This window comes from Fictibacillus arsenicus, assembly GCF_001642935.1.
Lineage (GTDB): Bacteria > Bacillota > Bacilli > Bacillales > Fictibacillaceae > Fictibacillus > Fictibacillus arsenicus_B.
This window is the reverse complement of record NZ_CP016761.1, coordinates 2,697,968-2,723,724: the sequence shown is the minus strand read 5'-3', so window position 1 is coordinate 2,723,724 and position 25,757 is coordinate 2,697,968. Positions and strand designations below refer to the sequence as shown.

The 25,757-nt window shown below is 40.5% G+C and carries 22 protein-coding genes, 2 tRNA genes and 1 riboswitch; of the genes, 23 read left to right on the top strand and 1 reads right to left on the bottom strand.

Features of this window, described 5'->3' with window-relative positions; translation table 11 throughout:
* Positions 1-14: 14 nt before the first annotated feature.
* Positions 15-203: riboswitch (Lysine riboswitch) on the top strand.
* A 114-nt stretch (positions 204-317) separates the two neighbouring features.
* The gene (locus tag ABE41_RS14060; protein ID WP_066291504.1) at positions 318-1,553 is read left to right on the top strand and encodes an aspartate kinase; all 1,236 of its coding nucleotides are present in this window, start codon (positions 318-320) and stop codon (positions 1,551-1,553) included.
* Between the two features lie 283 nt (positions 1,554-1,836).
* On the opposite strand, the gene ABE41_RS14055 is transcribed toward ABE41_RS14060, so the two are convergent.
* Positions 1,837-2,283, bottom strand: coding sequence for a YslB family protein (locus ABE41_RS14055; protein ID WP_066291502.1), 447 nt, complete (start codon positions 2,281-2,283; stop codon positions 1,837-1,839).
* Between the two features lie 305 nt (positions 2,284-2,588).
* Here ABE41_RS14055 and ABE41_RS14050 point away from each other — a divergent pair, with 305 nt between their 5' ends.
* From ABE41_RS14050 to leuB, 22 genes are all read left to right on the top strand, one after another.
* Positions 2,589-3,197, top strand: a complete 609-nt coding sequence (locus tag ABE41_RS14050; RefSeq protein ID WP_066291501.1) for a succinate dehydrogenase cytochrome b558 subunit — start codon at positions 2,589-2,591, stop codon at positions 3,195-3,197.
* A gap of 15 nt (positions 3,198-3,212) precedes the next feature.
* Positions 3,213-4,973 carry a succinate dehydrogenase flavoprotein subunit gene (sdhA, locus tag ABE41_RS14045; protein WP_066291498.1) on the top strand — a complete coding sequence of 587 codons (1,761 nt, stop codon included), beginning with the start codon at positions 3,213-3,215 and terminating at the stop codon, positions 4,971-4,973.
* Between the two features lie 2 nt (positions 4,974-4,975).
* Positions 4,976-5,731, top strand: coding sequence for a succinate dehydrogenase iron-sulfur subunit (sdhB, locus tag ABE41_RS14040; protein WP_066291494.1), 756 nt, complete (start codon positions 4,976-4,978; stop codon positions 5,729-5,731).
* Positions 5,732-5,846: 115 nt separating this feature from the next.
* A complete protein-coding gene (locus tag ABE41_RS14035; RefSeq protein ID WP_066291493.1) occupies positions 5,847-6,314 on the top strand; it encodes an acyl-CoA thioesterase in 468 nt (155 codons plus the stop codon).
* A 156-nt stretch (positions 6,315-6,470) separates the two neighbouring features.
* Complete coding sequence (locus ABE41_RS14030) at positions 6,471-6,695, top strand: helix-turn-helix domain-containing protein (RefSeq protein ID WP_066291488.1); 225 nt, start codon at positions 6,471-6,473, stop codon at positions 6,693-6,695.
* A gap of 171 nt (positions 6,696-6,866) precedes the next feature.
* Positions 6,867-7,712, top strand: a complete 846-nt coding sequence (gene glcT / locus ABE41_RS14025; protein WP_066291485.1) for a glucose PTS transporter transcription antiterminator GlcT — start codon at positions 6,867-6,869, stop codon at positions 7,710-7,712.
* Between the two features lie 209 nt (positions 7,713-7,921).
* Positions 7,922-9,994: a glucose-specific PTS transporter subunit IIBC gene (ptsG, locus tag ABE41_RS14020; protein WP_066291477.1), complete on the top strand. Its 2,073-nt coding sequence runs from the start codon at positions 7,922-7,924 to the stop codon at positions 9,992-9,994.
* Between the two features lie 13 nt (positions 9,995-10,007).
* Positions 10,008-10,274: a phosphocarrier protein HPr gene (locus tag ABE41_RS14015; protein ID WP_066294869.1), complete on the top strand. Its 267-nt coding sequence runs from the start codon at positions 10,008-10,010 to the stop codon at positions 10,272-10,274.
* Positions 10,274-11,989: a phosphoenolpyruvate--protein phosphotransferase gene (ptsP, locus tag ABE41_RS14010; protein ID WP_066291472.1), complete on the top strand. Its 1,716-nt coding sequence runs from the start codon at positions 10,274-10,276 to the stop codon at positions 11,987-11,989. The genes ABE41_RS14015 and ptsP overlap by 1 nt, the downstream gene beginning before the upstream one ends.
* 478 nt (positions 11,990-12,467) lie before the next feature.
* Entirely contained in the window at positions 12,468-13,271 is an 804-nt protein-coding gene (racE, locus tag ABE41_RS14005) for a glutamate racemase (RefSeq protein ID WP_172827362.1), read from the top strand.
* Between the two features lie 403 nt (positions 13,272-13,674).
* Positions 13,675-14,721 (top strand): GerMN domain-containing protein, encoded by a 1,047-nt coding sequence (locus ABE41_RS14000; RefSeq protein WP_253805343.1) that lies wholly within the window; start codon positions 13,675-13,677, stop codon positions 14,719-14,721.
* 97 nt (positions 14,722-14,818) lie between these two features.
* On the top strand, positions 14,819-15,427 hold the full coding sequence (locus tag ABE41_RS13995; RefSeq protein WP_066291470.1) for an XTP/dITP diphosphatase: 609 nt from the start codon (positions 14,819-14,821) through the stop codon (positions 15,425-15,427).
* A complete protein-coding gene (locus tag ABE41_RS13990; protein ID WP_066291468.1) occupies positions 15,412-15,930 on the top strand; it encodes a metallophosphoesterase family protein in 519 nt (172 codons plus the stop codon). The genes ABE41_RS13995 and ABE41_RS13990 overlap by 16 nt, the downstream gene beginning before the upstream one ends.
* A gap of 94 nt (positions 15,931-16,024) precedes the next feature.
* Positions 16,025-16,098, top strand: a tRNA-Gly gene (locus ABE41_RS13985).
* Between the two features lie 189 nt (positions 16,099-16,287).
* Positions 16,288-16,364 (top strand) — tRNA-Arg (locus ABE41_RS13980).
* A 313-nt stretch (positions 16,365-16,677) separates the two neighbouring features.
* Positions 16,678-17,580: a branched-chain-amino-acid transaminase gene (gene ilvE / locus ABE41_RS13975; protein ID WP_066291465.1), complete on the top strand. Its 903-nt coding sequence runs from the start codon at positions 16,678-16,680 to the stop codon at positions 17,578-17,580.
* Between the two features lie 24 nt (positions 17,581-17,604).
* Positions 17,605-19,272: a dihydroxy-acid dehydratase gene (ilvD, locus tag ABE41_RS13970; protein WP_066291463.1), complete on the top strand. Its 1,668-nt coding sequence runs from the start codon at positions 17,605-17,607 to the stop codon at positions 19,270-19,272.
* Between the two features lie 558 nt (positions 19,273-19,830).
* Positions 19,831-21,549 (top strand): acetolactate synthase large subunit, encoded by a 1,719-nt coding sequence (gene ilvB / locus ABE41_RS13965; protein WP_066291461.1) that lies wholly within the window; start codon positions 19,831-19,833, stop codon positions 21,547-21,549.
* A complete protein-coding gene (ilvN, locus tag ABE41_RS13960; RefSeq protein WP_066291458.1) occupies positions 21,546-22,064 on the top strand; it encodes an acetolactate synthase small subunit in 519 nt (172 codons plus the stop codon). The genes ilvB and ilvN overlap by 4 nt, the downstream gene beginning before the upstream one ends.
* Before the next feature lie 15 nt (positions 22,065-22,079).
* A complete protein-coding gene (gene ilvC, locus ABE41_RS13955; RefSeq protein WP_066291455.1) occupies positions 22,080-23,105 on the top strand; it encodes a ketol-acid reductoisomerase in 1,026 nt (341 codons plus the stop codon).
* Positions 23,092-24,633 (top strand): 2-isopropylmalate synthase, encoded by a 1,542-nt coding sequence (locus ABE41_RS13950; protein WP_066291453.1) that lies wholly within the window; start codon positions 23,092-23,094, stop codon positions 24,631-24,633. The genes ilvC and ABE41_RS13950 overlap by 14 nt, the downstream gene beginning before the upstream one ends.
* A gap of 18 nt (positions 24,634-24,651) precedes the next feature.
* Positions 24,652-25,746: a 3-isopropylmalate dehydrogenase gene (gene leuB, locus ABE41_RS13945; protein ID WP_066291451.1), complete on the top strand. Its 1,095-nt coding sequence runs from the start codon at positions 24,652-24,654 to the stop codon at positions 25,744-25,746.
* The last annotated feature ends 11 nt before the right edge of the window (positions 25,747-25,757 follow it).

Here is a 25,757-nt window from a genome sequence, read left to right as displayed (position 1 = left end):
CATGCTTCTGATGAAGTGATGGTAGAGGAGCAGGAACCAATAGTATCCCATCTGAAGAGAAGAAGCTCTTGTGAGGGTGGAAGAAAGGGGATTCTTGCCGAAGTTTAAAAGGACTTCTAGCCTTTTATGCTGGACCTGTATTGAATAAATACAGAGCTGTCACACAATTCCCCCCAGGACTTGTGTGGAGGACTATCTCACTAGGGGGAAACAAACTTGGCTTGCTGCGGATATAGCAACAATAGGGTTTTTCCTTATTGTTGCTTTTTTGTTTCTTAAAGAGATAGAAAATTAAAACAGGAAAGGATTTGGAGAAGATGGGGAGAATCGTACAAAAATTTGGCGGTACAAGTGTCGGTTCGGTTGAACGGATCCAAAACGCTGCAAAAAGAATTATTAACGAAGTCAACAATGGCAATGAAGTCGTTGTTGTCGTATCTGCAATGGGCAAAACAACAGATGAACTTGTCAGATTGGCTGGAGAAATCAGCAAAAATCCTTCTAAACGTGAAATGGATATGCTCCTCACAACAGGTGAACAAGTCACTATAGCCTTATTAACGATGGCTTTGCATCAGGAAGGTTATAAAGCCCTTTCCCTGACAGGCTGGCAAGCAGGCATTCAAACAGAGAATAATCATTCAAATGCCAGAATACTAGACATTGATTCTGAACGGATCAACGGTTTGTTGAAAGACGGGAATATTGTGGTGGTTGCAGGATTTCAAGGCTTGATTCCTGAGACGAATGATATTGCAACACTTGGAAGAGGCGGATCAGACACAACCGCTGTAGCGCTGGCGGCCGTTCTGAAAGCTGATCGCTGTGACATTTATACAGATGTTACCGGTGTTTACACGACTGACCCTCGTGCAGTTAAGACAGCAAGAAAAATACCATCTATTTCTTATGATGAGATGCTTGAAATGGCTAATCTTGGGGCAGGTGTCTTGCACCCGAGAGCTGTGGAGTTTGCAAAAAACTATTCGATTGTTTTAGAAGTCAGATCAAGTATGAGTGATGAACGAGGAACGCTAGTAGAGGAGGAAGCAACTATGGAACAAAACTTAATGGTTAGAGGTTTAGCTTTTGAAGGTAACATAACAAAGATTACGGTAACCAACATGCCAAACGAAATTAATGCTTTGTCGGATTTGTTCACGATCTTGGCAAGCAACGGAATAAATGTAGACATTATCATTCAAAACGTGATGAACCAGGAAAAGACCAATATCTCTTTTTCTATCGACTCCAGTATATTGTCAGATACTCAAGAAGTACTTGCTGAAAACCAAGATAAACTAGGCTTTGAATCTATCAGCTATGAAGGCAATCTTGCTAAAGTTTCCATCGTTGGTTCAGGAATGATCTCTAACCCTGGTGTAGCGGCAATGATGTTTAAAGCTCTATCCGACCAAGATGTGATGATTAAAATGGTAAGTACATCTGAAATTAAAGTTTCAACTGTAGTGAAACAGGAAGATATGATTAAATCAATTGAAACTCTTCATGACACATTTGAACTGGATGCACGTGTTCCTGTTCAAAAATAAGCATTATTTGCCATCGACTTTTATCGGACGGCTTTAAGTAGAAGCAGTTGATTTCCGCTTCAGGATACTCGTTTTCCGCGGGGCGTGCGGTGAGCCTCCTCGCGCTTTGCGCCCTTAGGAGTCTCACCTGTCCCGCTCGACCCGCAGGAGTCTCGCACCTTGCGCTCCAATCAACTTTCAAGGAAGCGTACTCATTTAAATATTAAAAGTAACAATCTTTTAGAAATAGGCTTTTAGAAAAGAGCCTTACAATTAAAGAAAGCCGGCATCAGCCGGCTTTTGTTCATTCAATTGTATCTTTTTTGTCCCATTGGACCGTAATGGAAACTTTATTGCGTTTCATTGACTCAAGTGCTTCTGTTGTACATTTTTTTTGCAGCTGAATTTGTTCTGCTAGAAAACCAGCTTCTAAACTGAAAGTGTTGTGCTGGAAATTCTCGATCCGCTGTTCGATAAGTAACGAATGAAGTGAGAACACCATTTCTGTTTTTGATGCTTCAATCATTTCGAGATTACCCCAGCCTGCTTCATTGAAAAAAGCACTTACTTCTTCCATTGTATGTAAAGGGTATTTTCTGGCAAGGTGTCTGCCAGCCCAATATAGAATATTTCTTTCTTGTTTACCAAGAAGTTCAGGTAATAAATCGCTGCGAAGGATCTCGTACCCAAAAGCTGAAACAGAAGGCTTTTCGACAGGGGTAGTCTCGTCCTTTGTTTTTTGTTTAAACATTCTGCATCCCTTCTTTCTAATTTTTATTATAACGGGTTAAGGGAGCAAACTCTATAGCAACTCGGTATTTGTCGAAAAAGTAATAAAGAACAAACGCTTATGTATCAATAAAATATCCCAATTAAGTTGTTAGCGTTTTCTTGACGGTGTCAAACGATGGGAGTAAAATGGACATGTTGCTAGTTGATTAAACTAATTGTTTAACACTTTTTCCTCTAAAAAAGAGGGAACTTAAAACGCTTACATGTGGAGAGGAACAAAAGATTAGCAGCCAGAGAGAGGCTAAATTTGAAGGGGGCAAGAAAATGGCTGGCAGTAAGGATTTTGTAAACAGAAGGATTCATTCACTTTTAGGAGTTATTCCTATAGGGCTTTTTCTCGTTCAGCACTTGGTTGTAAACCATTTTGCAACTAGGGATGCTGATGCATTTAATGCCGCAGCACATTTTATGGAAAATCTGCCGTTTCGTATTTTCCTAGAAACATTTGTAATTTACTTACCGATTTTATTTCATGCGGTTTATGGTCTTTATATTACATTCCAGGCTAAGAATAACGTTAGCCGCTATGGATATTTCCGCAATATGATGTTCCTTGTTCAGCGTGTAACAGGAGTTATCACATTAATTTTCATTGCATGGCATGTTTGGGAAACACGCGTTCAGGCTGCGCTGGGGGCGGAAGTAAACTTCTCTATGATGGCTGATATTTTAAGTTCTCCATTTATGATCGCGTTCTACTTAATCGGAGTATTATCTGCAGTATTTCATTTTGCTAACGGACTATGGTCGTTCTTTGTCAGCTGGGGCCTTACTGTTTCGCCTCGTTCACAGAAGATTTCAACTTACGTAACGATGGGTGTGTTCGTAGCACTTGCTATCGTTAGCGTACGTACTATTTTTGCATTCATTTAAAAGGGGTGAGACAAATTGAGTAATCAAAAAATTATCGTTGTTGGCGGAGGTCTCGCCGGGTTAATGGCTACAATTAAAGCAGCTGAAGCTGGTGTAAATGTCGACCTCTTTTCAGTAGTTCCAGTAAAACGTTCGCATTCTGTTTGTGCTCAAGGCGGTATAAACGGTGCTGTAAATACAAAGGGTGAAGGGGATTCACCATGGGAACACTTTGATGATTCAGTTTATGGCGGTGACTTCTTAGCAAATCAGCCGCCTGTAAAAGCTATGTGTGATGCTGCTCCTGGAATTATCCACTTGATGGACCGTATGGGTGTTATGTTTAACAGAACACCTGAAGGATTGCTTGATTTCCGCCGTTTCGGAGGAACTCAGCATCACCGTACAGCGTTTGCTGGTGCGACAACAGGACAGCAATTATTATATGCGCTTGACGAGCAGGTTCGCCGTCATGAAGTTGCAGGACTTGTTACAAAGTATGAAGGCTGGGAATTCCTATCTGCCATCATTGATGATGAAGGACAATGCCGCGGTGTTACTGCTCAAAACTTAAAGACTATGGAAATTGTCAGTTTTGCAGCAGATGCTGTTATCATGGCAACAGGCGGACCTGGTATCATCTTCGGTAAATCTACGAACTCCGTAATCAACACGGGTGGAGCAGCGTCAGCTCTTTATCAGCAGGGCGTACATTATGCCAATGGTGAATTTATTCAAATTCATCCAACAGCTATTCCAGGTGATGATAAGCTTCGATTAATGAGTGAATCTGCGCGTGGTGAAGGCGGCCGTGTTTGGACATATAAAGATGGAAAGCCATGGTATTTCCTTGAAGAGAAATATCCTGCTTATGGAAACCTTGTTCCGCGTGATATCGCAACACGTGAGATCTTCCACGTTTGTGTTGATTTAAAGCTTGGTATTAATGGAGAGAACATGGTATACCTGGATCTTTCACACAAAGATCCGAAAGAACTAGATATTAAACTTGGTGGAATCATTGAGATTTATGAAAAGTTCATGGGTGATGATCCTCGTAAAGTTCCAATGAAGATCTTCCCTGCGGTACACTATTCTATGGGCGGCATGTGGGTAGATTATGATCAAATGACGAACATTCCAGGTCTTTTCGCTGCAGGTGAGTGTGAGTACCAATACCACGGTGCTAACAGATTAGGAGCTAACTCTCTATTATCTGCAATTTTTGGCGGAATGATGGCTGGGCCGTCTGCGGTAAAATACATTAGAGGTTTAGAAAAGACAGTCGAAGATGTTTCTTCTTCTGTATTCGAAAACCAAGTGAAGAAAGATCAAGAAGTATATAACAACATCCTTTCTATGGATGGAACGGAAAATGCATATGTGATTCATAAAGAATTAGGAGAATGGATGACTGATAATGTAACAGTTGTTAGATACAATGATAAATTGAAACAAACAGACGAAAAGATACAGGAATTAATGCAGCGCTATAAAAACATCAATATAAATGATACTTCTAAGTGGAGCAATCAAGGTGCATCGTTTACTCGCCAGCTGTGGCACATGCTTCAGCTTGCACGTGTTATTACTCTTGGAGCATTAAACCGTGATGAGAGCCGTGGTGCGCATTACAAACCTGATTTCCCTGAACGTAATGATGAACAATGGTTAAAAACAACAAAAGCGAAATTTAATCCTGCAACAAACGGACCTGAGTTTGAGTACGAAGATGTAGATGTTTCGCTTATCCAGCCACGTAAACGTGACTATTCTAAGAAGAAGGCAGGGGTGTAAACATGAGCACAAAAATGGTGAAATTCATCATCTCAAGACAGGATAACCCAGAGACTGCCCCGTATTTAGAAGAGTTTGAGATTCCGCATCGTCCAAATATGAACGTTATATCTGCTCTTATGGAAATTCGTAGAAATCCTGTAAATGCAAAAGGTGAAGCTACGACTCCCGTAACATGGGAGATGGGATGTCTTGAAGAAGTTTGTGGTGCATGTTCAATGGTTATCAACGGAAAGCCCCGTCAATCTTGTACGGCTCTCGTTGATCAGTTAGAACAGCCGATCAGACTTGAACCAATGAAGACTTTTCCAGTTGTTCGTGACCTCGCGATCGATAGAAGCAGAATGTTTGATGCGCTTAAGCGTGTTAAAGCATGGATTCCGATCGATGGTACGTACGATCTTGGTCCAGGACCGAGAATGCCAGAAACAAAACGCCAATGGGCATATGAACTTTCAAAGTGTATGACTTGCGGTGTTTGTTTAGAGGCTTGTCCGAATGTTAACAGCAATTCAGACTTTATTGGACCTGCTCCGCTTTCACAAGTTCGTCTGTTTAACGCACATCCAACTGGTGAAATGAATAAAGAAGAGCGTCTGAATGCGATTATGGATGATGGAGGACTTGCAGAGTGCGGTAACTCTCAAAACTGTGTACAGTCTTGTCCGAAAGGAATTCCTCTAACAACTTCTATTGCAGCTCTTAACCGTGATACTACTTTCCAAGCGTTTAAGAACTTCTTTGGAAGTGACAGATAAATGAACGAAGAAGGCTTCTCTCAATCGGGAGAAGCTTTTTAATAGGATTTGAAATGATAACTCGTTTAACTGAATAATTAACATGTGCTAAGTTGTCTAAAAAGGTGGTATTGTGATGGCGAGACAAGATTATATTTCAAATATGGAAGAATGGAAGAATGGATTTTATTTTTCCCATGAATTGAATGTTCGCTTTGGTGAAATTGATGGGTTTGGACATGTAAATAACACGAATGTCTTCATTTATATGGAAGAAGCAAGAATTGCGCTGTTTAAGGAACTAGGATTGATGAGGACGTGGGGGGCTCCTGATTCAATAGAAATTCCTGTTGTCGCAGATCTGCAATGTGATTATCTTGCTCAAATTTTGTATGATGAGAAATTAAAGATATATGTAAAAATTAACGAGGTAGGGTCATCTTCCATTGATCTGCATTACTTGGGCATGAATGAGGAAAATAAACCGGTTTTCACTGGAAGAGGAGCGATTGTTCAGATTTCCAGAAAGAGCGGGCGCCCTTCAAAGTGGACGGAAACGTTAAAAAGACAACTTGATAACTTTTCACAAAAAGCCTGTTTATAAAAAATGGGCTTTTTTTTTAATTTATTATGGAATATTATGGGGACTTTTTAACTTAACCAAGTCACTTACACATGTGTTATGACATAGTATATGTTGACTAAATACTTCCAATATTCGTTGGCGGTTCCTAAACCCTAGCAAGGAGGGGTGAATTCATTGAAAGATAAACACTACCGACCGAAGCCTCTACTTACAAAAAGAGAGAGAGAAGTTTTCGAACTATTAGTCCAAGACAAAACCACAAAAGATATTGCGGAACAATTATTTATTAGTGAGAAAACAGTTCGAAACCATATTTCGAATACCATGCAAAAGCTTGGGGTTAAAGGACGCTCTCAAGCCGTTGTAGAGTTATTGAGGCTTGGAGAACTCGAGATTTAGTCAGGAAGCGGCTTTCACGTGAAAGCCGTTTTCGGTTTGCATTTATGTTTAGATAAGACTTAATTGTTTGCTATACAGGTAAAAGTTGCAATTGATTTTTTAGCTCTTTTTCAGATATGATGACTAAGATGGTCTATGGTCTCTGGCCAGATTATGAAAAAGGTGAAAATCATGAATAATAGCCTGCAAGTTAAAAAGGTACTAAACAACAATGTTGTGATCGTGACAGACTCCAACCAAAAAGAACAGATTGTCATTGGAAAAGGAATTGGTTTTGGAAAAAAACTAGGTGATCCAGTTCTCTCTAACCAAGTTGACAAATTGTTTGTTTTAAGAAATGAAAATGAACAAGAGCAATATAAGACACTCCTGACTTATATAGATGAAGAAACTGTTGAGTTGATAAATGATGTTATCGTTCATATCGGAACACGTTTTGAGAATGATTTGAACGAGCATATACATGTCGCTTTAACAGATCATATCGCGTTTGCTATTAAACGCCTGCAGCAAGGGATGGATATTAAAAATCCATTTCTGACTGAGACGCAGACGTTGTATCCTAAAGAATATACGGTCGCAGAAGAAGTGATCGAGGTGATTAACAAATCCCTTAAAATCCATCTTCCTGAAGGAGAAATAGGCTTTGTTGCCCTCCATATTCATAGTGCGATTACAAATAAAAGTGTTAAAGATATAAAAAAACATTCTGAGCTTATTAATAAACTTATGCAGATGATTCAGCATTCAATGGATCTTGAAATTGATACGAAGAGCATAAATTATCTTCGTTTAGTAAGACACTTGAGACATGCTATTGAGCGGATCTCAATGGGTGACATTATGGAAGAACAAGAAAAGTTAGCAAAAGTGTTGAAAGAAGAATATCCGGTGTGCTACAATTTGGCTTGGAAGTTGATCAAGGTTATGCAAAATTCCTTGAACAAGCCCGTGCCACATGCAGAGGCAGTTTACTTAACCATGCATTTGCAAAGGCTTTCGCGATATGACAATTAGACAAAATGTAACGAGTAATTAAATATATACAGCGTTTTTACGTGTTACTGATTCGATCAGGCATAAGTAAAGAACAAAGTGTAGCGAATGCTTAATTAGGATATATTATATCTGATTAGGTAAATTTGCTCATGTTCTTTATTTATGTCTTTTTTGTTTTTAGCGGAAGTAAATGGAAGGGTTATCATAATAAAAAAGGAGGACTTCCTATGTGGAAAAAGCTTTTTGGTGTACTTCAGCGTGTAGGTAAAGCTTTAATGCTGCCAGTAGCGATCTTGCCAGCAGCTGGTCTGTTACTTGCTTTTGGTAATGCATTTAAAAACCCTGCATTGATTGAACGAATACCAGCATTAGATGCAGCATGGTTTCAGCTTGTTGCAGATGTAATGGAGAAATCTGGAGACATCGTATTTGCGAACTTGTCATTATTATTTGCAGTAGGTGTTGCCGTTGGTCTTGCAGGCGGTGAAGGTGTAGCAGGTCTTGCTGCTATTATCGGTTACTTAATTATGAATGTAACGATGAGTGTCATTGAGGGTGTTACACCTGATATGATCGGAAAAGATCCGTCATTTGCCAGCGTTCTTGGAATCCCCACTCTTCAGACTGGGGTATTCGGAGGTATTATTGTCGGTATCCTTGCATCGTATCTCTACAAACGTTTTTACAACATAGAACTTCCTCAATACTTAGGTTTCTTTGCAGGTAAACGTTTTGTTCCAATTATTACAGCAGTATCAGCACTAGTTCTTGGTATTTTAATGACATTTATTTGGCCTCCTGTGCAGAATGGTCTTAACGCTTTCTCTGAGAGCATGATCAATTCTAACCTTACAGTTGCAGCCTTTATCTTTGGTGTAATTGAAAGATCATTGATTCCTTTTGGTCTTCATCACATTTTTTATTCACCATTCTGGTTTGAGTTTGGTTCTTATAAGTCAGCTGCAGAAGGTCTTGTACGTGGTGACCAGGCCATCTTCTTTGCTCAATTAAAAGATAATGTAGAACTGACAGCTGGTACATTCATGACTGGTAAGTTCCCATTCATGATGTTTGGACTTCCAGCCGCAGCACTTGCTATGTACCATGCTGCTCGTCCTGAGCAAAAGAAAGTAGTTGCAGGTATCATGGGTTCTGCTGCCTTGACTTCATTCTTAACAGGGATTACAGAACCAATTGAATTTACATTCTTGTTTGTTGCGCCAGTTCTTTTTGGAATTCATGCCATTTTTGCAGGACTTTCATTCATGGTTATGCACATTTTAAATGTTAAAATTGGTATGACTTTCTCTGGTGGAGTAATCGACTATTTACTATTCGGAGTTCTTCCAAACCGCACAGACTGGTGGCTTGTTATTCCAGTAGGTTTAGTCTTCTCAGTTATCTATTACTTTGGTTTCCGTTTTGCGATTCAAAAATGGAACTTAAAAACACCTGGACGTGAAATCGTTGATGATGAAGTAGAAACGAACGTTGGACCGTCTAATAAAGATTCATTAGCTGCGAATATTTTAGAAGGCTTAGGCGGAGAATCTAACATAGCTGATTTGGACGCATGTATTACACGTCTTCGTGTTTCTGTACGTGATCCTAAGGAAGTTGATAAAGATCGTTTGAAAAAGCTAGGTGCATCAGGAGTTCTTGAAATGGGGAACAGCATTCAAGCTATTTTCGGAACTCGTTCAGATACAATCAAGAGCGAAATACGAGATATTATGAGCGGCAAGACAGTTGCAAAGCCTAAAAACAGTGAAGCAACTCCTGAACAAGGAGAACTTGCTGATACTTCTGGGCAAGGAACTGTAACCCCAACGTCTTCGATTTCGACTGAAGAACGGTTTGTATCACCGATTAAAGGGAAAATAATTCCGATTACCGAAGTTCCCGATCAAGTTTTCTCAGGTAAAATGATGGGTGACGGATTTGCGATCGAACCAGCAGAAGGTTTGGTTGTATCACCGGTAAATGGTAAGATAATTAATGTCTTCCCGACTAAACATGCGATCGGAATTGAATCAGATAACGGAAAAGAAATTTTGATCCATTTTGGAATCGACACTGTTAAATTAAAAGGTGAAGGTTTCGAATGCTTTGTATCTGAGGGAGACAAGGTAACAGCCGGTCAAAAGCTCCTGCAAGTTGATCTGAACTTTGTTAAAGAAAATGCACCATCTATTATTACACCGATTGTGTTTACAAACTTATCGGGTGAAACTGTTTCAGTCGAAAAAACAGGAACAGTGGCAATTGAAGAAGAAAACATTATTACATTCAAAAAATAAAGGGGTAATTAAAATGGCAGAAAAAACATTTAAAGTAACTAGTGAATCAGGAATCCACGCTCGACCAGCAACAACATTAGTAAACCAAGCAGGTCAATTCAGCTCTGATATTACTCTTGATTATAACGGAAAGAGTGTTAACTTAAAGTCCATCATGGGTGTTATGAGCTTAGGTATTCAATCAGGAGCTGAGATTACGATCAAAGCTGAAGGTTCAGATGCAGACGAAGCAATCGCTGCACTAGAAGATGTAATGAAAAAGGAAGGGCTTGGTGAGTAATGTCTGAAAAAATTTCAGGTATTGCAGCATCAGCCGGCATTGCAATTGCTAAAGCGTTTGTACTTCAAAATCCGGAATTAACGATTGAAAAAAAATCAATTGAAGATTCATCTCAGGAAATCGAGCGATTCCAGTCAGCTCTTGAAAAATCTAAGGAAGAGTTGACTGTTATTAAAGATAAAGCAAATGAAGAATTGGGCGAAGATAAGGCAGCGATTTTTGCTGCCCATCTTCTGGTCCTTAGTGACCCTGAACTGGTTGATGCTGTAAAACAAAAGATTGAAAGCGAAAAAGTAAACGCTGAATCAGCTATGAATGATGTTTCTTCCATGTTTATCGACATGTTTGAACAAATGGACAACGAATATATGAAAGAGCGTGCTGCAGATATTCGTGATGTATCTAAGCGTGTATTAGCTCATCTATTAGATGTTAAATTTGCAACACCTGCGAGTATTTCTGAGGAAGTTGTTATTCTTGCAGAAGACTTAACGCCATCAGATACAGCACAGTTGAACCGTAAATTTGTAAAAGGTTTTGCAACTGATATCGGCGGAAGAACTTCGCACTCAGCTATCATGTCCCGTTCAATGGAAATTCCTGCAGTTGTAGGAACCAAGACCATTACAGAAAAAGTGGAGAATGGCGTTATGATTATCATCGACGGTTTGGATGGACAAGTTATTGTTGATCCAACACAAGATGAAATCGTAGCCTATCAAGAGAAACAGAAGCAATATCAGCAACAAAAGGAAGAGTGGGCGAAGCTTGTAAACGAAAAAACCCTTTCATCTGATAACGTTCAAGTTGAACTTGCTGCCAATATTGGTACTCCTGCAGATGTAAAAGGAGTTCTGGAAAATGGAGCAGAAGGCGTTGGATTATATCGTACAGAATTCTTGTACATGGGCCGTGATCAGCTTCCGACTGAAGAAGAGCAATATAAGGCATATAAAGAAGTTCTCGAAAAAATGGAAGGAAAGCCTGTTGTCATCCGTACATTGGACATTGGCGGCGACAAAGAACTTCCATACTTAAATCTTCCTAAAGAATTGAATCCATTCTTAGGGTTCCGTGCGATCCGTCTTTGTCTGGAAGAACAAGATATCTTCCGTACACAGCTGAGAGCACTGCTTCGTGCCAGCACATTTGGCAACTTGAAGATTATGTTCCCGATGATCGCGACTCTTGACGAATTCCGTACTGCAAAAAGCATTCTTATCGAAGAAAAAGAAAAGCTAGTTAAAGAAGGAACAGAAGTTTCAGAGAACATCGAAGTAGGTATCATGGTTGAAATTCCATCAACCGCTGTAATGGCAGATACGTTTGCGAAGGAAGTAGATTTCTTCAGTATCGGAACAAATGACCTGATTCAGTATACGATGGCTGCGGACCGAATGAATGAGCAAGTATCATATTTATACCAGCCATACAGTCCGGCGATTTTAAGACTTGTAAAAATGGTTATCGATGCTTCTCATAAAGAAGGTAAATGGACTGGCATGTGCGGTGAAATGGCAGGAGATCCAATTGCTATTCCTATTCTTTTAGGATTAGGCTTGGATGAATTCTCTATGAGTGCCACTTCAGTGCTGCCAGCTAGAAGCCAGATCAGAGGGCTTTCAAAAGAAAAAATCAGTGCGCACATCGATGAAATTCTCCAAATGGATACAATGAAAGATGTTGTAGAATTTGTAGAGCAGAACTTTAAATAATAGTATGTATTCTAGTTGATTTTAAATTTAAAAAGGACTATGGGATGTTTCCATAGTCCTTTTACGTACATTCTAGTCTTTGCAGTAAAAAAAGGAACAAAATCTATTTTTGGACGTCAAGGCTGGACTAGATCGTTTTGCATACTGTTCATTTCGTAAATTTCTTCATTGATAAAGTTGATTGGAGTGAAAGGTGGGAGACTCCTGTGGGACGAGTGGGACAGGTGAGACTCCTAATTACCCAAAGGGTGAAGGAGGCTCACCGCCCGCCCCACGGAAAGCGAGCACCTGTAACGGAAATCAACCTCTTTCAAGTGCAACAAGGATTGCTAGAACGGATGTTGCTGAAATTTTCGAGTTTCTTTCAAGAATAGTTTACATTCGAACGATTTTTATTGCATTTTCATAAAAATATTAGCAGAATAGAAAACAATGATAAACGCCTTTTGTTTTCAGTATTGTGTATAGAGATGAGGCGATGTATGTTTTGAATAGACCTATAGGCGTAATAGATTCAGGAGTGGGCGGATTAACCGTTGTCAGAGAGCTGATGAAACAGCTCCCAAAAGAAGAAATCATATATTTAGGTGATACTAAGCGTTGTCCATATGGTCCTAGACCTTTTGAAGAGGTAAGAACATATACGTGGGAAATGATTAACTTTCTTATAGACCAGGAGATTAAATTACTTGTAATCGCATGTAATACCGCTACAGCTGCTGTATTAGATGAAGCGAAAAAGAAGCTCGATATACCTGTAATAGGGGTTATACACCCTGGGGCGCGCTCTGCCTTAAAAGCAACTAAGAATAACCATGTAGGCGTGATTGGTACGATAGGAACAATAAATAGCGGAGCGTATAAGCAGGCCCTTCAGCAGATCCGCAGTGATGTAATCGTGGAGAGCTTGGCTTGTCCATTATTCGTTCCTTTAGTTGAACAAGGGAAGCTTTCCGGAGAAGAAACATTGAATGCTGTTTCAGAAACATTATATCCTCTTAAGGATGTTTCAATAGACACGCTGATTTTAGGCTGTACACATTACCCTTTGTTACGGCCGGTAATTCAGCGAGTAATGGGTGAACATATCAAAATCTTATGTTCAGGTGCAGAAACCGCCCGGGAGGTTTCCGTTATTCTCGATCATAGCGGAATTTTAAACACTGGAGAAAAGAAACCGGTGCACAGATTTTTAGCGACTGCAGAAAGCAGCCAGTTTTTAAAAATAGCCAATCATTGGCTTAATACAAAAATAGATAAGGTAGAATGTATCAAGCTTTAAAAAATACCGTTTTCGCTATCTTTGTTGTACTTGTAAGTAGTTGATCTCCGCTCCAGGATGCTCGCTTTCCGCGGGGCGTGCGGTGAGCCCCCTATCGCTTCGCGCTGGCGGGGTCTCACCTGTCCCGCTGATCCCGCAGGACAAGGAGGGCTTCGACAGCATTACATCGCACGAAGAAAATGTTGATTTTCATTTTCGAGGAGTCTCGCACCTTCCGCTCCAATCAACTTGCAATGAAGAGAGGTAACAAAATACTCGAAAGCAACATTTATTTAGAAACTAGCCTAAAAAAGAGCAGACTCACATTTTTTGTGAAGCTGTTCTTTTTATTTTTGTACAAGTGGTCTATCAGAAGAAGATAGCTCGTATACATAATAGTACAAACCACTTGAGGAGGGAAAGTATGCGCAAAATAATGAAGTCAGGGGCTCCGCTGCTTTTTTTATCAGTGTCATTACTGGTATCAGGTTGCGGAATAGGGGGAGAGAAAGCAGGAACTGAGCTTGATCCCCCAAAAGTGAATTACGTGAAGGAAGGAAAGTCGCTTGATAAAAAAGAAAAAACAGCCAAGACCGAGAGCACTCAAAAAAGACAGCTGTTTTTATTCGACAGCAACGGTATGGTTGTACCTCAAGTCCTTGCTTTGCCGAAAAATGATGAAACGGCCAAGCAAGTTCTGCAATATCTCGTAAAAGATGGTCCGGTAAGCAATATGATTCCGAATGGCTTTCAAGCTGTATTGCCTGCAGATACGGAAGTTCTATCGGTAAATATAAAAAAAGGTACGGCGACTGCAAACTTTTCAAAAGAATTTAAGGAGTATAATGCAAAAGATGAAATGAAGATTCTTCAGGCCATAACCTTTACGCTTACACAGTTTGATAATATTAAAAAAGTGAAGATACAGATCGAAGGCAAGAACCAAAACTCAATGCCAGTAAATAATACACCTGTTGGTGAAGGTGTAAGCAGAGTAGATGGAATTAACCTCGAGAACGGCAGCGTAGCAGATATAACAAACAGTGAACTTGTAACACTTTACTTTTTAGCCCAGACGCAAGATCAAACTTACTATGTACCCGTAACGCGCCGTGTAGCGAAAGAAGGAACCGACAAGGTCACAGCTACAATTGAACATTTAATAGACGGTCCTTCAGCTGAAAGCAACCTTCTGACTGATTTTAGAACGGATGTAAAACTATTGAGTACTCCTGTTGTAAAAGATGGAGTGGTTACTCTTAATTTCAATGGTGCTGTATTAGATAACAAAGAAGAAAGTATGATTGCAGATGAAGTATTAAATTCGATTGTTCTTTCTTTAACTGAGCTTTCAGAGGTTAAGAAGGTCGCTATAAAAGTAGATGGAAAGTCTAAGATCTTTACCGAGAAAGGAAAAGAGCTAACAGCCCCAGTTTCCCGTCCGAAAGAAGTTAATACAGGTGAATTTTAAATCAGCAATCGATGTGATAAAGTAAAGAGACGAGAAAATCGTCTCTTTTTTGCGCTTCAGCAAATTTTCTTTATTTACAAAGATAGCGGAGGACAATATGAAAATTTTAATTGCTACAAAAAACATAGGTAAAGTCAAAGAGTTTCAATCCATGTTCAAAGATTTAGGTATTGAAGTCATATCGCTGCTTGACATAAAAAATAGTCCAGATGTTGAAGAAACTGGGGTTACTTTTGAAGAAAATTCAATTATAAAGGCAGAAGCCATTTGTTCCATTATGAAAATTCCGGTTATCGCTGATGATTCAGGTCTTGAGGTGGATGCACTCGAAGGAAGACCAGGAGTTTATTCTGCAAGATATGCGGGAAGCGAGAAAAGTGATGAGGCTAATATGGATAAAGTTTTAAGTGAACTTAGGGGTGTAGCTGAACCAAATCGGACAGCACGTTTTGTTTGTGCATTAGCTTTTGCAAGACCAGACAAAAAAACATTTGTCGTAAGAGGTACATGCGAAGGTGAAATATTGTCAGAAAGACGTGGTAATGAAGGGTTTGGATATGACCCGATCTTCTACCTTCCCCAATTAGAATGTTCCATGGCAGAATTGTCAAAAGAAGAAAAGAATAAGATCAGCCACAGAGCTGTCGCATTGCAAAAATTAAAAGATTTTATCAGCAAGGAGGACATGCTATGGCAAAAGCCTTGATTGTTAGTGACAGTCATGGGTTAAAAGAAGAATTAATTATGATAAAAAAGCGTCATGAGGATGAAATTGATCTAATGATTCATTGTGGAGATTCTGAACTTGAAACAAATGCAAAAGAACTGTCTGGATATGTTACTGTAAGGGGGAATATGGATTTTCTTGGCAAGGATTTCCCCAATGAAGCGATTGAGATGCTTGGGAATAAGTGTTTGTATATTACTCATGGGCATTTGTATGATGTTAAGATGTCTCATATGTCTCTTGCTTACAGAGCAGAAGAAACAGGTGCAGTTATTGCTTGTTTCGGTCATTCACATATTGCTGAGGCTTATGAACGAGAAGGAATGATCTTTATTAACCCGGGAAGCATAAGACTGCCCAGAGGAACTTTTGAAAAAACGTATGCTATATTAGAGATAAATGATTTAAATATCACTGTAGTTTTTTATTCACTGGAAGGAAAGCAAATTGACCATCTTTCAAAAGAGTTTAAAGGGAATTAAAGAGAAATCGTGAAAAAATTAAAGAAATAGGTTGACTCTTTTGTGGATATCATGTATATTAAGTTATGTCGTCGCGACAAGATCTAATATGTCTGCGGGTGTAGTTTAGTGGTAAAACAAGAGCCTTCCAAGCTCTGGTCGTGAGTTCGATTCTCATCACCCGCTCCATTTGTTTTTCTCACGTTCAAATGGCACAAAAGAGTTACATCTGAAGTTTACAGATCTTACATTTAAAATGCATGTTATAAAAAACATATTTGTATCCACGGTCGACAGGTGGAACAAATCACTGTGTGCCCGCAGCGCATGGTAATTGCGGAAAGCGCATTGCTATGCGAAAGGGGCTCCAATACATATGTCCCAGTAGCTCAGCCGGATAGAGCATACGCCTTCTAAGCGTACGGTCGGGAGTTCGAATCTCTCCTGGGACGCCATATAATTATTTTTTATTACATAATCAAACACGTTTCATGTCCTCTATTAAAGGATGTGGAGCGTGTTTTTTTGTGTTCTATCCTGTTTTGTTGTAAGCGCTTTATAAATGTTTACAAATATCGTTTTAAAACCTTTATTTGCCTCAACCATGGGAATGAAAGCGCCTACAAAATATCAGAAAAGTCAGAATTAAATATTTTTAATGAAATTCATGGTTGACCCTGCGGTGATATGGGCGTAATATTGTCAACAATTATTAATTGTTTTTAAAAAATTCTAATAATTTAATTTCCGAAGAAAAGGAGGATCACGATGCAGGAGCAATGGGTTTATGTAAATGGTGAGTACGTATTAAAAGACGATGCTAAGGTTTCAGTTTATGATCATGGTTTTTTATATGGAGATGGGGTGTTCGAAGGCATTCGGGTCTATAACGGCAACGTTTATCGGTTAGATGAACATCTTCAGCGCTTATACGAATCAGCTCAATCCATTATGCTAAACATTCCACACACGAAAGAAGAGTTAACAAACATCATTGTAGAAACGCTCCAGAAAAACCAATATCGTGATGCTTATATCCGATTAGTTGTTTCACGAGGTAAAGGCAATTTGGGATTAGATCCGTTTACATGCGGAAAACCTGGAGTCATTGTAATTACAGAGCAGCTTGCTCTCTTTCCTAAAAAACTTTATGAAACAGGTCTTGAAATCATCACTGTGGCTAGCAGAAGAAACAGACCTGATGTATTAAGTCCAAAAGTGAAATCATTGAATTACTTAAATAATATTTTAGTAAAAATTGAAGCGAGCCTGGCAGGTGTTAGTGAAGCGCTGATGCTTAATGATCAAGGATATGTAGCAGAGGGTTCTGCAGATAATGTATTCATCGTTAAAGGAAACACGATCAAAACTCCGCCTGGCTATCTAGGAGCATTAGAAGGAATTACAAGAAACGCAATTGTTGAAATCGCTAATGAACTTGGATACAAAATGGTAGAAGAACCGTTTACGAGACATGATGTGTACGTTGCTGATGAAGTCTTCCTTACCGGAACTGCTGCAGAAGTAATTGCGGTTGTAAAAGTTGACGGAAGGGTGATCGGAAACGGAGCACCTGGTGAACATACAAATAAGTTGTTAGAAGCCTTCAGGAAGAAAGTTGTTGAAGAAGGTGTAAAAGTTTATACAGGACAGACCGTGCAAGCAGGATAAAAGTTGTATAGGAGTGTTTCAAACATGCGCAGTAATATGATCAAACAAGGAATCGATAGAGCCCCGCATAGAAGTCTTCTCCACGCAGCGGGTGTTGCACCAGAAGATATGGATAAACCATTTATCGGTGTTTGTAATTCCTATGTTGATATTATTCCGGGGCACATGCATTTAAATAAAGTGGGTCAATGGGTTAAAGAAGCCATAAGGGAAGCAGGCGGTATACCATTTGAATTTAATACGATTGGTGTCGATGATGGCATCGCGATGGGGCATATCGGAATGCGCTACTCGCTCCCAAGCCGAGAAGTAATTGCAGATGCAGCAGAAACAGTAATCAACGCTCATTGGTTTGATGGAGTCTTTTATATTCCAAACTGTGACAAGATCACACCAGGTATGCTGATGGCGGCTGTCAGGACGAACGTCCCTGCCGTATTTGTTTCAGGCGGACCGATGGAGGCCGGAAAATCAATGGCAGGGAAATCACTTTCACTTGCCTCTGTTTTTGAAGGTGTTGGTTCTCATTTAGCCGGAAAAATGACCCGAGAAGAGCTGCTGGAGCTTGAAACAAGTGCTTGTCCAACATGCGGATCCTGTTCAGGAATGTTTACAGCTAACAGCATGAATTCAATTATGGAAATGCTGGGGATTACTTTGCCGGGTAACGGCACAATCGTAGCAACATCAGATGAGCGGAGAGAGCTGATCCGTGATGCGGCAAACTCTCTCATGAATCTAGTAAAAGAGAATATTCGCCCTAGAGATATTATTACGAAAGAAGCGATTGACGATGCTTTTGCACTCGACATGGCAATGGGAGGCTCAACAAATACTGTTCTCCATATGCTGGCGATAGCAAATGAAGCTGAAATTGATTACGATCTGACCCGGATCAATGAAATTGCAGAAAGGATTCCCTACCTGTCTAAGATTTCTCCTGCTTCGGATTATTCCATGCAAGACGTTCACCGGGCTGGAGGCGTAAGTGCGATCATCAATGAACTTTGCAAAATGGAAAGCGCAATTCATAACGACCGTATTACGATTTCCGGTGAAACTCTTCAAGAGAGGGTTCGTAACGCTGAGATTTTAGATGATGATGTCATTCGCAAAAAGGATAATGCGTATTCACCAGTTGGCGGGTTATCGATCCTTTATGGAAACATTGCACCAGATGGCTGTGTTATCAAAGTTGGAGCGGTTGACCCTTCAATCAAGACATTTCAAGGAGAAGCGATCGTGTATGAATCTCAGGACGAAGCGATCCAGGGAATCAACAATGGTGAAGTACGAGAAGGCCATGTTGTAGTCATTCGCTATGAAGGACCTAAAGGTGGACCGGGAATGCCTGAGATGCTTACTCCAACATCTGCTATTGCAGGAATGGGATTAAGCACAAAAGTTGCGCTAATAACAGATGGACGCTTTTCAGGGGCATCCAGAGGAATTTCCATCGGTCACATCTCACCGGAAGCTGCACAAGGTGGTCCGATTGCATTTATCGAAAGTGGAGACCCGATATTAATTGATTTAGTAAATAGAACGATTCATTTAATGCTGACAGAAGATGAGTTGAAAGCAAGAAAAAGTAACTGGGTCAAACCCGAGCCAAAGATTAAAAAAGGCTATTTAGCCCGTTACGCTGCTTTAGTTACTTCAGCAAATACTGGCGGAATTTTAAAAATTTAATACCTTAAAAACGATGACGGAGAACAATGGTAGATGTGGAATACACAGAGAGCCGGGTTGCTGTGAGCCGGTTATTCCTAATACCAGGACATCCCTCCTGAGTGTCCTTTTGAAAGTAACATGAGTAGGAAGGGCCAAGCGGTTATTTCCATTTTTAAACGCTTGTTATCAAATGACGGCTTGTCCGTCACGAGGCGGTGTCTTATTACGAAGATGCCGCGAAAAAGGGTGGTACCGTGAAAATGAAACTTTTTCACCCCTTTGGATAGGATTTTCCTGTCCATTTGGGTGGGGAAGTTTTTTTATTGGCTGTTTTCTAAATTTTGCTCTTTATAAAGCGCTTCATTGACTAGTTGATTGGAGCGTAAGGTGCGAGACTCCTGCGGGATCAGCGGGACAGGTGAGACCCCGCCAGCGCGAAGCGATAGGGAGGCTCACCGCACGCCCCGCGGAAAGCGAGCACCTGGAGCGGAAATCAACCCTCCTAAGAGCTGCTAAGATTTAGGGAAATGCTTTTTTATTAAATAAATGGGTCCAAAAGATGAAGGAGGAATGAAAATGAAGGCCAGTTGGGTGGCTGAACAAAAAACGGTTGAATCTTCATTAGTCTCTGGCGCTGAACTATTTATTCAAGGACTGAAGAATGAAAAGGTAGAAGTTGTTTTTGGGTATCCAGGAGGTGCGGTGCTTCCGATATATGATGCTCTTTACAAAGCAGAAATGAAGCATGTACTAACAAGGCACGAACAAGGTGCGATTCACGCAGCTCAAGGCTATGCGAGAGTGACTGGAAACCCAGGTGTAGTGCTTGCGACTTCAGGACCAGGTGCTACCAACCTTGTAACCGGCATTGCTGATGCCATGATTGATTCCATCCCTCTTGTTATCTTTACAGGGCAAGTGGCTACAAAAGTAATTGGAACTGATGCTTTTCAAGAAGCGGATATTGTAGGGATTACGATGCCGATCACAAAGCACAATTATCAAGTGCAAAAGGCGGAAGATCTGCCTCGGATCATGAAAGAAGCCTTTCATATTGCGAACACTGGCAGAAAAGGACCTGTGTTAATCGATATACCAAAAGACATCGCAGTAAATAAAGCGCCTTTAAAAGAGGTTTCAGACATTCATCTGCCCGGTTATCAGCCGACTTTGAAGCCAAACATCCTCCAAGTAAAAAGGCTGAACGAAGCTTTGCAGATGTCTAAGAAACCTGTTCTCCTTACAGGAGCAGGTGTACTTGCTGCTAATGCCGAGGAAGAGCTTTTAGCCTTTGCGGAATATCATCAGATTCCTGTTGTTCAAACACTGCTTGGACTTGGAGGTTTCCCGGCAGATCATCCTTTATGCTACGGAATGGCCGGTATGCATGGCACATATGCAGCAAATATGGCGCTCTATGATTGCGATCTTTTAATAGGTGTTGGTGCTAGATTTGATGACAGGTTAACTGGAAATCTAGAGCATTTTGCTAAAAAAGCGGTGGTTGCCCATATCGATATCGATCCCGCGGAGATCGGAAAAAATGTACCGACAGAGTTACCTATTGTAGGGTGTGCCAAAGAAACCTTGACTGCTTTAAACCAGACATGCGGTGAAAAAGGCAATTCGAACGAATGGGTGATACAGCTTTCAAAATACCGAAGCGAGCTTCCACTCATGTATAAAACTAATGATAAAGAATTAAAACCCCAAAAATTAATGGAAATTTTACACGAAGTTACAAAAGGAGCTGCGATCGTTTCGACAGATGTTGGACAGCATCAGATGTGGGCAGCACAATATTATACGTTTTCAACTTCAAACAGATGGATTACATCTGGAGGATTAGGAACGATGGGCTTTGGCTTTCCAGCCGCAATAGGAGCAAAAGTAGGAAGACCAGATCTTCCAGTAGTCGCCGTTGTAGGAGACGGAGGATTCCAGATGACTCTGCAGGAATTGGGTGTTCTGCAGGATTGGGAACTGCCTGTAATTGTAGTAATTGTTAACAATAAATCACTCGGTATGGTCCGGCAATGGCAGGAGATTTTTTACGAAAAAAGATACTCACATTCTCTCCTTGATATTCAGCCTGATTTTGTAAAACTTGCATCAGCATATGGGATTGAAGGCAGGCGTGCTGAAAACGAAGCTGAGGTAAGGGAGGCATTAGAGGCTGCACTTTCTTCAAACAAACCTTTCGTATTAGATTGCGCAGTATCGGCTGATGAAAATGTATATCCAATGATTGCTCCAGGAAAAGGACTTCACGAAATGATTGGAGTGAGAGGATGAGGCGTATTATTTCTGCAACAGTGTTAAACGAAAGCGGTGTTCTGAATCGCTTAACCGGTTTGCTTACAAAAAGGCAATTTAACATCGAAAACATTACAGTCGGACATACGGAGGATCCTGCCGTTTCAAAAGTGACTTTAACAGTTTGGGTAGAGGATGACAGAAAAGCCGAACAGCTGGTTAAACAGCTTCATAAGCAGATCAATATTTTAAAAGTCCGTGATCTCACAAATATGGCTCTTGTTTCAAGAGAACTGGCACTTATTAAAGTATTAACCACTCCGGATACACGAAGTGAAATAAAAATGCTGATTGAACCATTCAGGGCTACAGTTCTCGATGTTTCATTAGAGAACGTTACGCTCGAAGTAACCGGAGACAGTGAAAAAGTAGATGCACTGATAGAACTGCTTCGTCCTTATGGAATTAAAGAGATTTCAAGAACTGGCATAACAGCTATTCCAAGAGGAACGCAAAAGAAAGTTTTAGAGCTTCACCCCTATTCTATTATGTAAAGGAGACTATTAAAAATGGCTAAAGTATATTACGAAAACGAACTATCAAATGATGTATTAAAAAATAAGAAGGTAGCAGTAGTTGGTTATGGTTCACAAGGGCATGCACACGCACTGAACTTAAAAGACAGCGGATATGATGTTGTAGTTGGTGTCCGAGAAGGAAGATCTTTTGATGAAGCAGTAAAAGACGGATTTGAAGTATATCCCGTTCGCGAGGCTGCTCGTCTAGCCGACGTTGTTATGGTATTGCTTCCGGATGAAAGACAGCCTGAGGTATATAAAAATGAAATATTGCCGGAGCTTTCTCCAGGAAATGCTCTCGTATTTGCACATGGATTCAATGTTCATTATCACCAAGTTGTACCACCTGAAGGTGTGGATGTGTTCTTGGTTGCCCCTAAAGGTCCGGGACATCTAGTACGCAGGACTTTTGAAGCGGGTGAAGGTGTACCTGCATTGTTTGCGGTTTACCAAGACGCTACAGGAACTGCTAGAGAAACTGCTCTTTCTTACGCAAAAGGCATTGGTTCAGCTCGTGCTGGTGTTTTGGAAACAAGCTTTCAGGAAGAAACCGAAACAGATTTATTTGGAGAACAGGCTGTTCTTTGCGGCGGATTATCTTCACTAGTAAAAGCGGGGTTTGAAACACTTACAGAAGCAGGATATCAGCCAGAGGTTGCTTACTTCGAATGTCTGCATGAGTTAAAGCTCATCGTTGACCTTATGTATGAAGGTGGATTAGAAGGAATGAGACATTCTATCTCTGACACCGCTCAATGGGGAGATTTCCAGTCAGGTCCCCGAGTTATTGATGCCAGAGTCAAAGAATCGATGAAGGAAGTATTAAAAGATGTTCAATCTGGTGAGTTTGCAAAGAATTGGATCTTGGAAAACCAAGCGAATCGTCCTGTCTTCCATGTAGTGAATTATCAGGAAAAAAATCACCCAATCGAAAAAGTAGGGAGGGAATTACGTGCTATGATGCCGTTTGTTAAAGCAAAACAAAAGAAGGAGGCTGTCGTCAGTGCGAACAATTGAAATCTTTGATACGACGTTGCGTGATGGAGAACAAACAGCAGGTGTTAATTTAAATACAGAAGAAAAAATAGAGATCGCAAAAAGGCTTGAACGATTAGGTGTAGATGTTATGGAGGCTGGCTTTCCAGCAGCCTCTAAAGGAGATTTAGATGCAGTAAAAAAGGTAGCATCTATCATTAAGAATTCCTCTGTGACAGGATTGGCAAGATCAAACCAATCGGATATCGATCACGCATGGGAAGCACTGAAAGAGTCTGCAGAACCGAGGCTGCATGTATTTATCGCGACGTCCCCGATTCATATGACTTACAAATTGAAAAAAACACCTGATCAAGTGGTGGAAGCTGCAGTTGACGCGGTTAAGTATTCAAAGAAGAAATTCCCGGTTGTTCAATGGTCTGCAGAAGATGCGTGCAGGTCAGATCTTGTTTTCCTAGCACGGATTGTTGAAAAAGTTATCGATGCAGGGGCGAGCATTATCAATATCCCTGATACAGTGGGATTCACGAATCCAGAAGAATACGGGAAAATATTTCGCTATCTATTAAAGAATGTACCGAACATACAAAAAGCTGTTTTATCTGCTCACTGTCATGATGATCTCGGAATGGCAGTGGCAAATTCCCTTTCAGCTGTTGAGAACGGAGCAAATCAGATTGAATGCACGATCAATGGAATTGGAGAAAGAGCTGGAAATGCATCTTTAGAAGAGATTGCAGTAGCATTAGCCATCCGGGAAGACTTTTATCAGGCAAAAACCAATCTGAAGTTAAAGGAGATCAGCCGTACAAGTCAGCTGGTCAGCCGTCTAACAGGTATAGCGGTTCCGCCAAATAAAGCTGTTGTGGGCAAGAATGCTTTTGCTCATGAATCGGGTATTCATCAAGATGGTGTGCTAAAAGAAAAATCGACGTATGAAATCATTACACCTGAGCTTGTCGGAGTGCCTTCTAACCAGCTAGTGCTTGGCAAGCATTCCGGCCGTCATGCATTTAGAGATTATTTAGCCAAACTAGGATTTCAGCCAGAAGAAAGCAAAATAAAGGTTTTGTTCGAAGATTTTAAATTACTTGCTGACAGGAAAAAAGAAATGACTGAGGAAGATATTTTTGCACTTTTAATTGATCATAGAATCCAGCCGGAAGTTCCGCTTTATCAATTAAAAGATTTACAGGTGAACTATGGAACAAACCAGATTCCTACTGCGACATTAAGACTCTTGACCCCGGATGGAAAGGTGATTCAAGATGCTGCAACAGGTTCTGGAAGCGTAGAAGCTATTTATAATACTCTCGGAAAAATGCTTCCATCATCACTGAAGCTGAATGATTACCGTATTCAATCTGTTGGAGCCGGCAGGGATGCACTTGCTCAAGTGTTTGTGCAGATCGTCTGTGATGGCCACGAAATCAACGGAAGCGGAACAGCGCAGGATGTTCTGGAAGCTTCAGCTAAAGCTTATGTTCATGCATTCAATAAACTTCAACTTCATTCAGATAAAACAAACTATGAAAGAATGAGCATTTAATTTAGGGAGGGAAGTTAGATGAAAAAGAAGATAACAGTTTTGCCTGGTGACGGAATCGGTCCTGAAGTGATGAAGGGTGCTCTGCAAGTATTAGAAGGTGTTGCTGCAAGATTCGGCCACGAATTTCAAACAACAGAAAAACGGTTTGGAGGTACAGCCATTGACCAAGATGGCAAACCTCTGCCTGACGATACTTTAGAAACTTGTAAAAATAGTGATGCTGTTCTGTTAGGAGCAGTTGGAGGACCTAAATGGGACAGTCAAACTGTAAGACCTGAACAAGGACTTTTGGCATTAAGAAAAGAATTGAATGTGTTTGCCAATTTAAGACCTGTTACAGTCTTTCCTGGTCTTGAAAATCTATCTCCCCTTAAATCAAACAGAGTTAAAGGTGCGGATTTTGTATTTGTAAGAGAATTAACGGGCGGAATCTACTTTTCAGAGCCGAAAACAAGAGACGAAAAACATGCTGTTGATACGCTTTCTTATACGAGAGAAGAGATCACGAGAATTATTGAAAAAGCGTATGAATTGGCGAGAGTGAGAAGAAAAAAAGTTACTTCAGTTGATAAAGCGAATGTTCTGGAGACTAGTAAGCTGTGGAGAGAAATCGTTGAAGAAACAGCAAAGAAATACAGCGATGTTGAAACAGAGCATTTACTAGTTGACTACGCAGCAATGAGGATGATCAGCAGTCCTTCAAGTTTTGATGTTGTCGTAACTGAAAATATGTTTGGTGACATTTTATCTGATGAAGCATCTGTTATTCCAGGATCTCTTGGCATGATGCCTTCTGCTTCGATCAGTCAAAAGGGTCCTGGCCTGTATGAACCGATTCACGGTTCGGCACCCGATATTGCAGGAAGCGGGAAAGCAAATCCTATTGGGATGATTTTAAGTACAGCCATGATGCTTCGCCACTCGTTCAAGCTCGAAAAAGAAGCTGCTGCTGTGGAACTGGCAGTTTTTGAAACATTGCAAGCAGGTTACCGGACGCAAGATATTTATGATGGAACGGGCAATCTTGTTTCTACGAAAGAGATGGTTAATCAGATTCATTTCAGGATGATTGAAGACTCAACAAGCGCAACACTGCTTGAGGTGTATGTGTAAGAAGGGAGGCC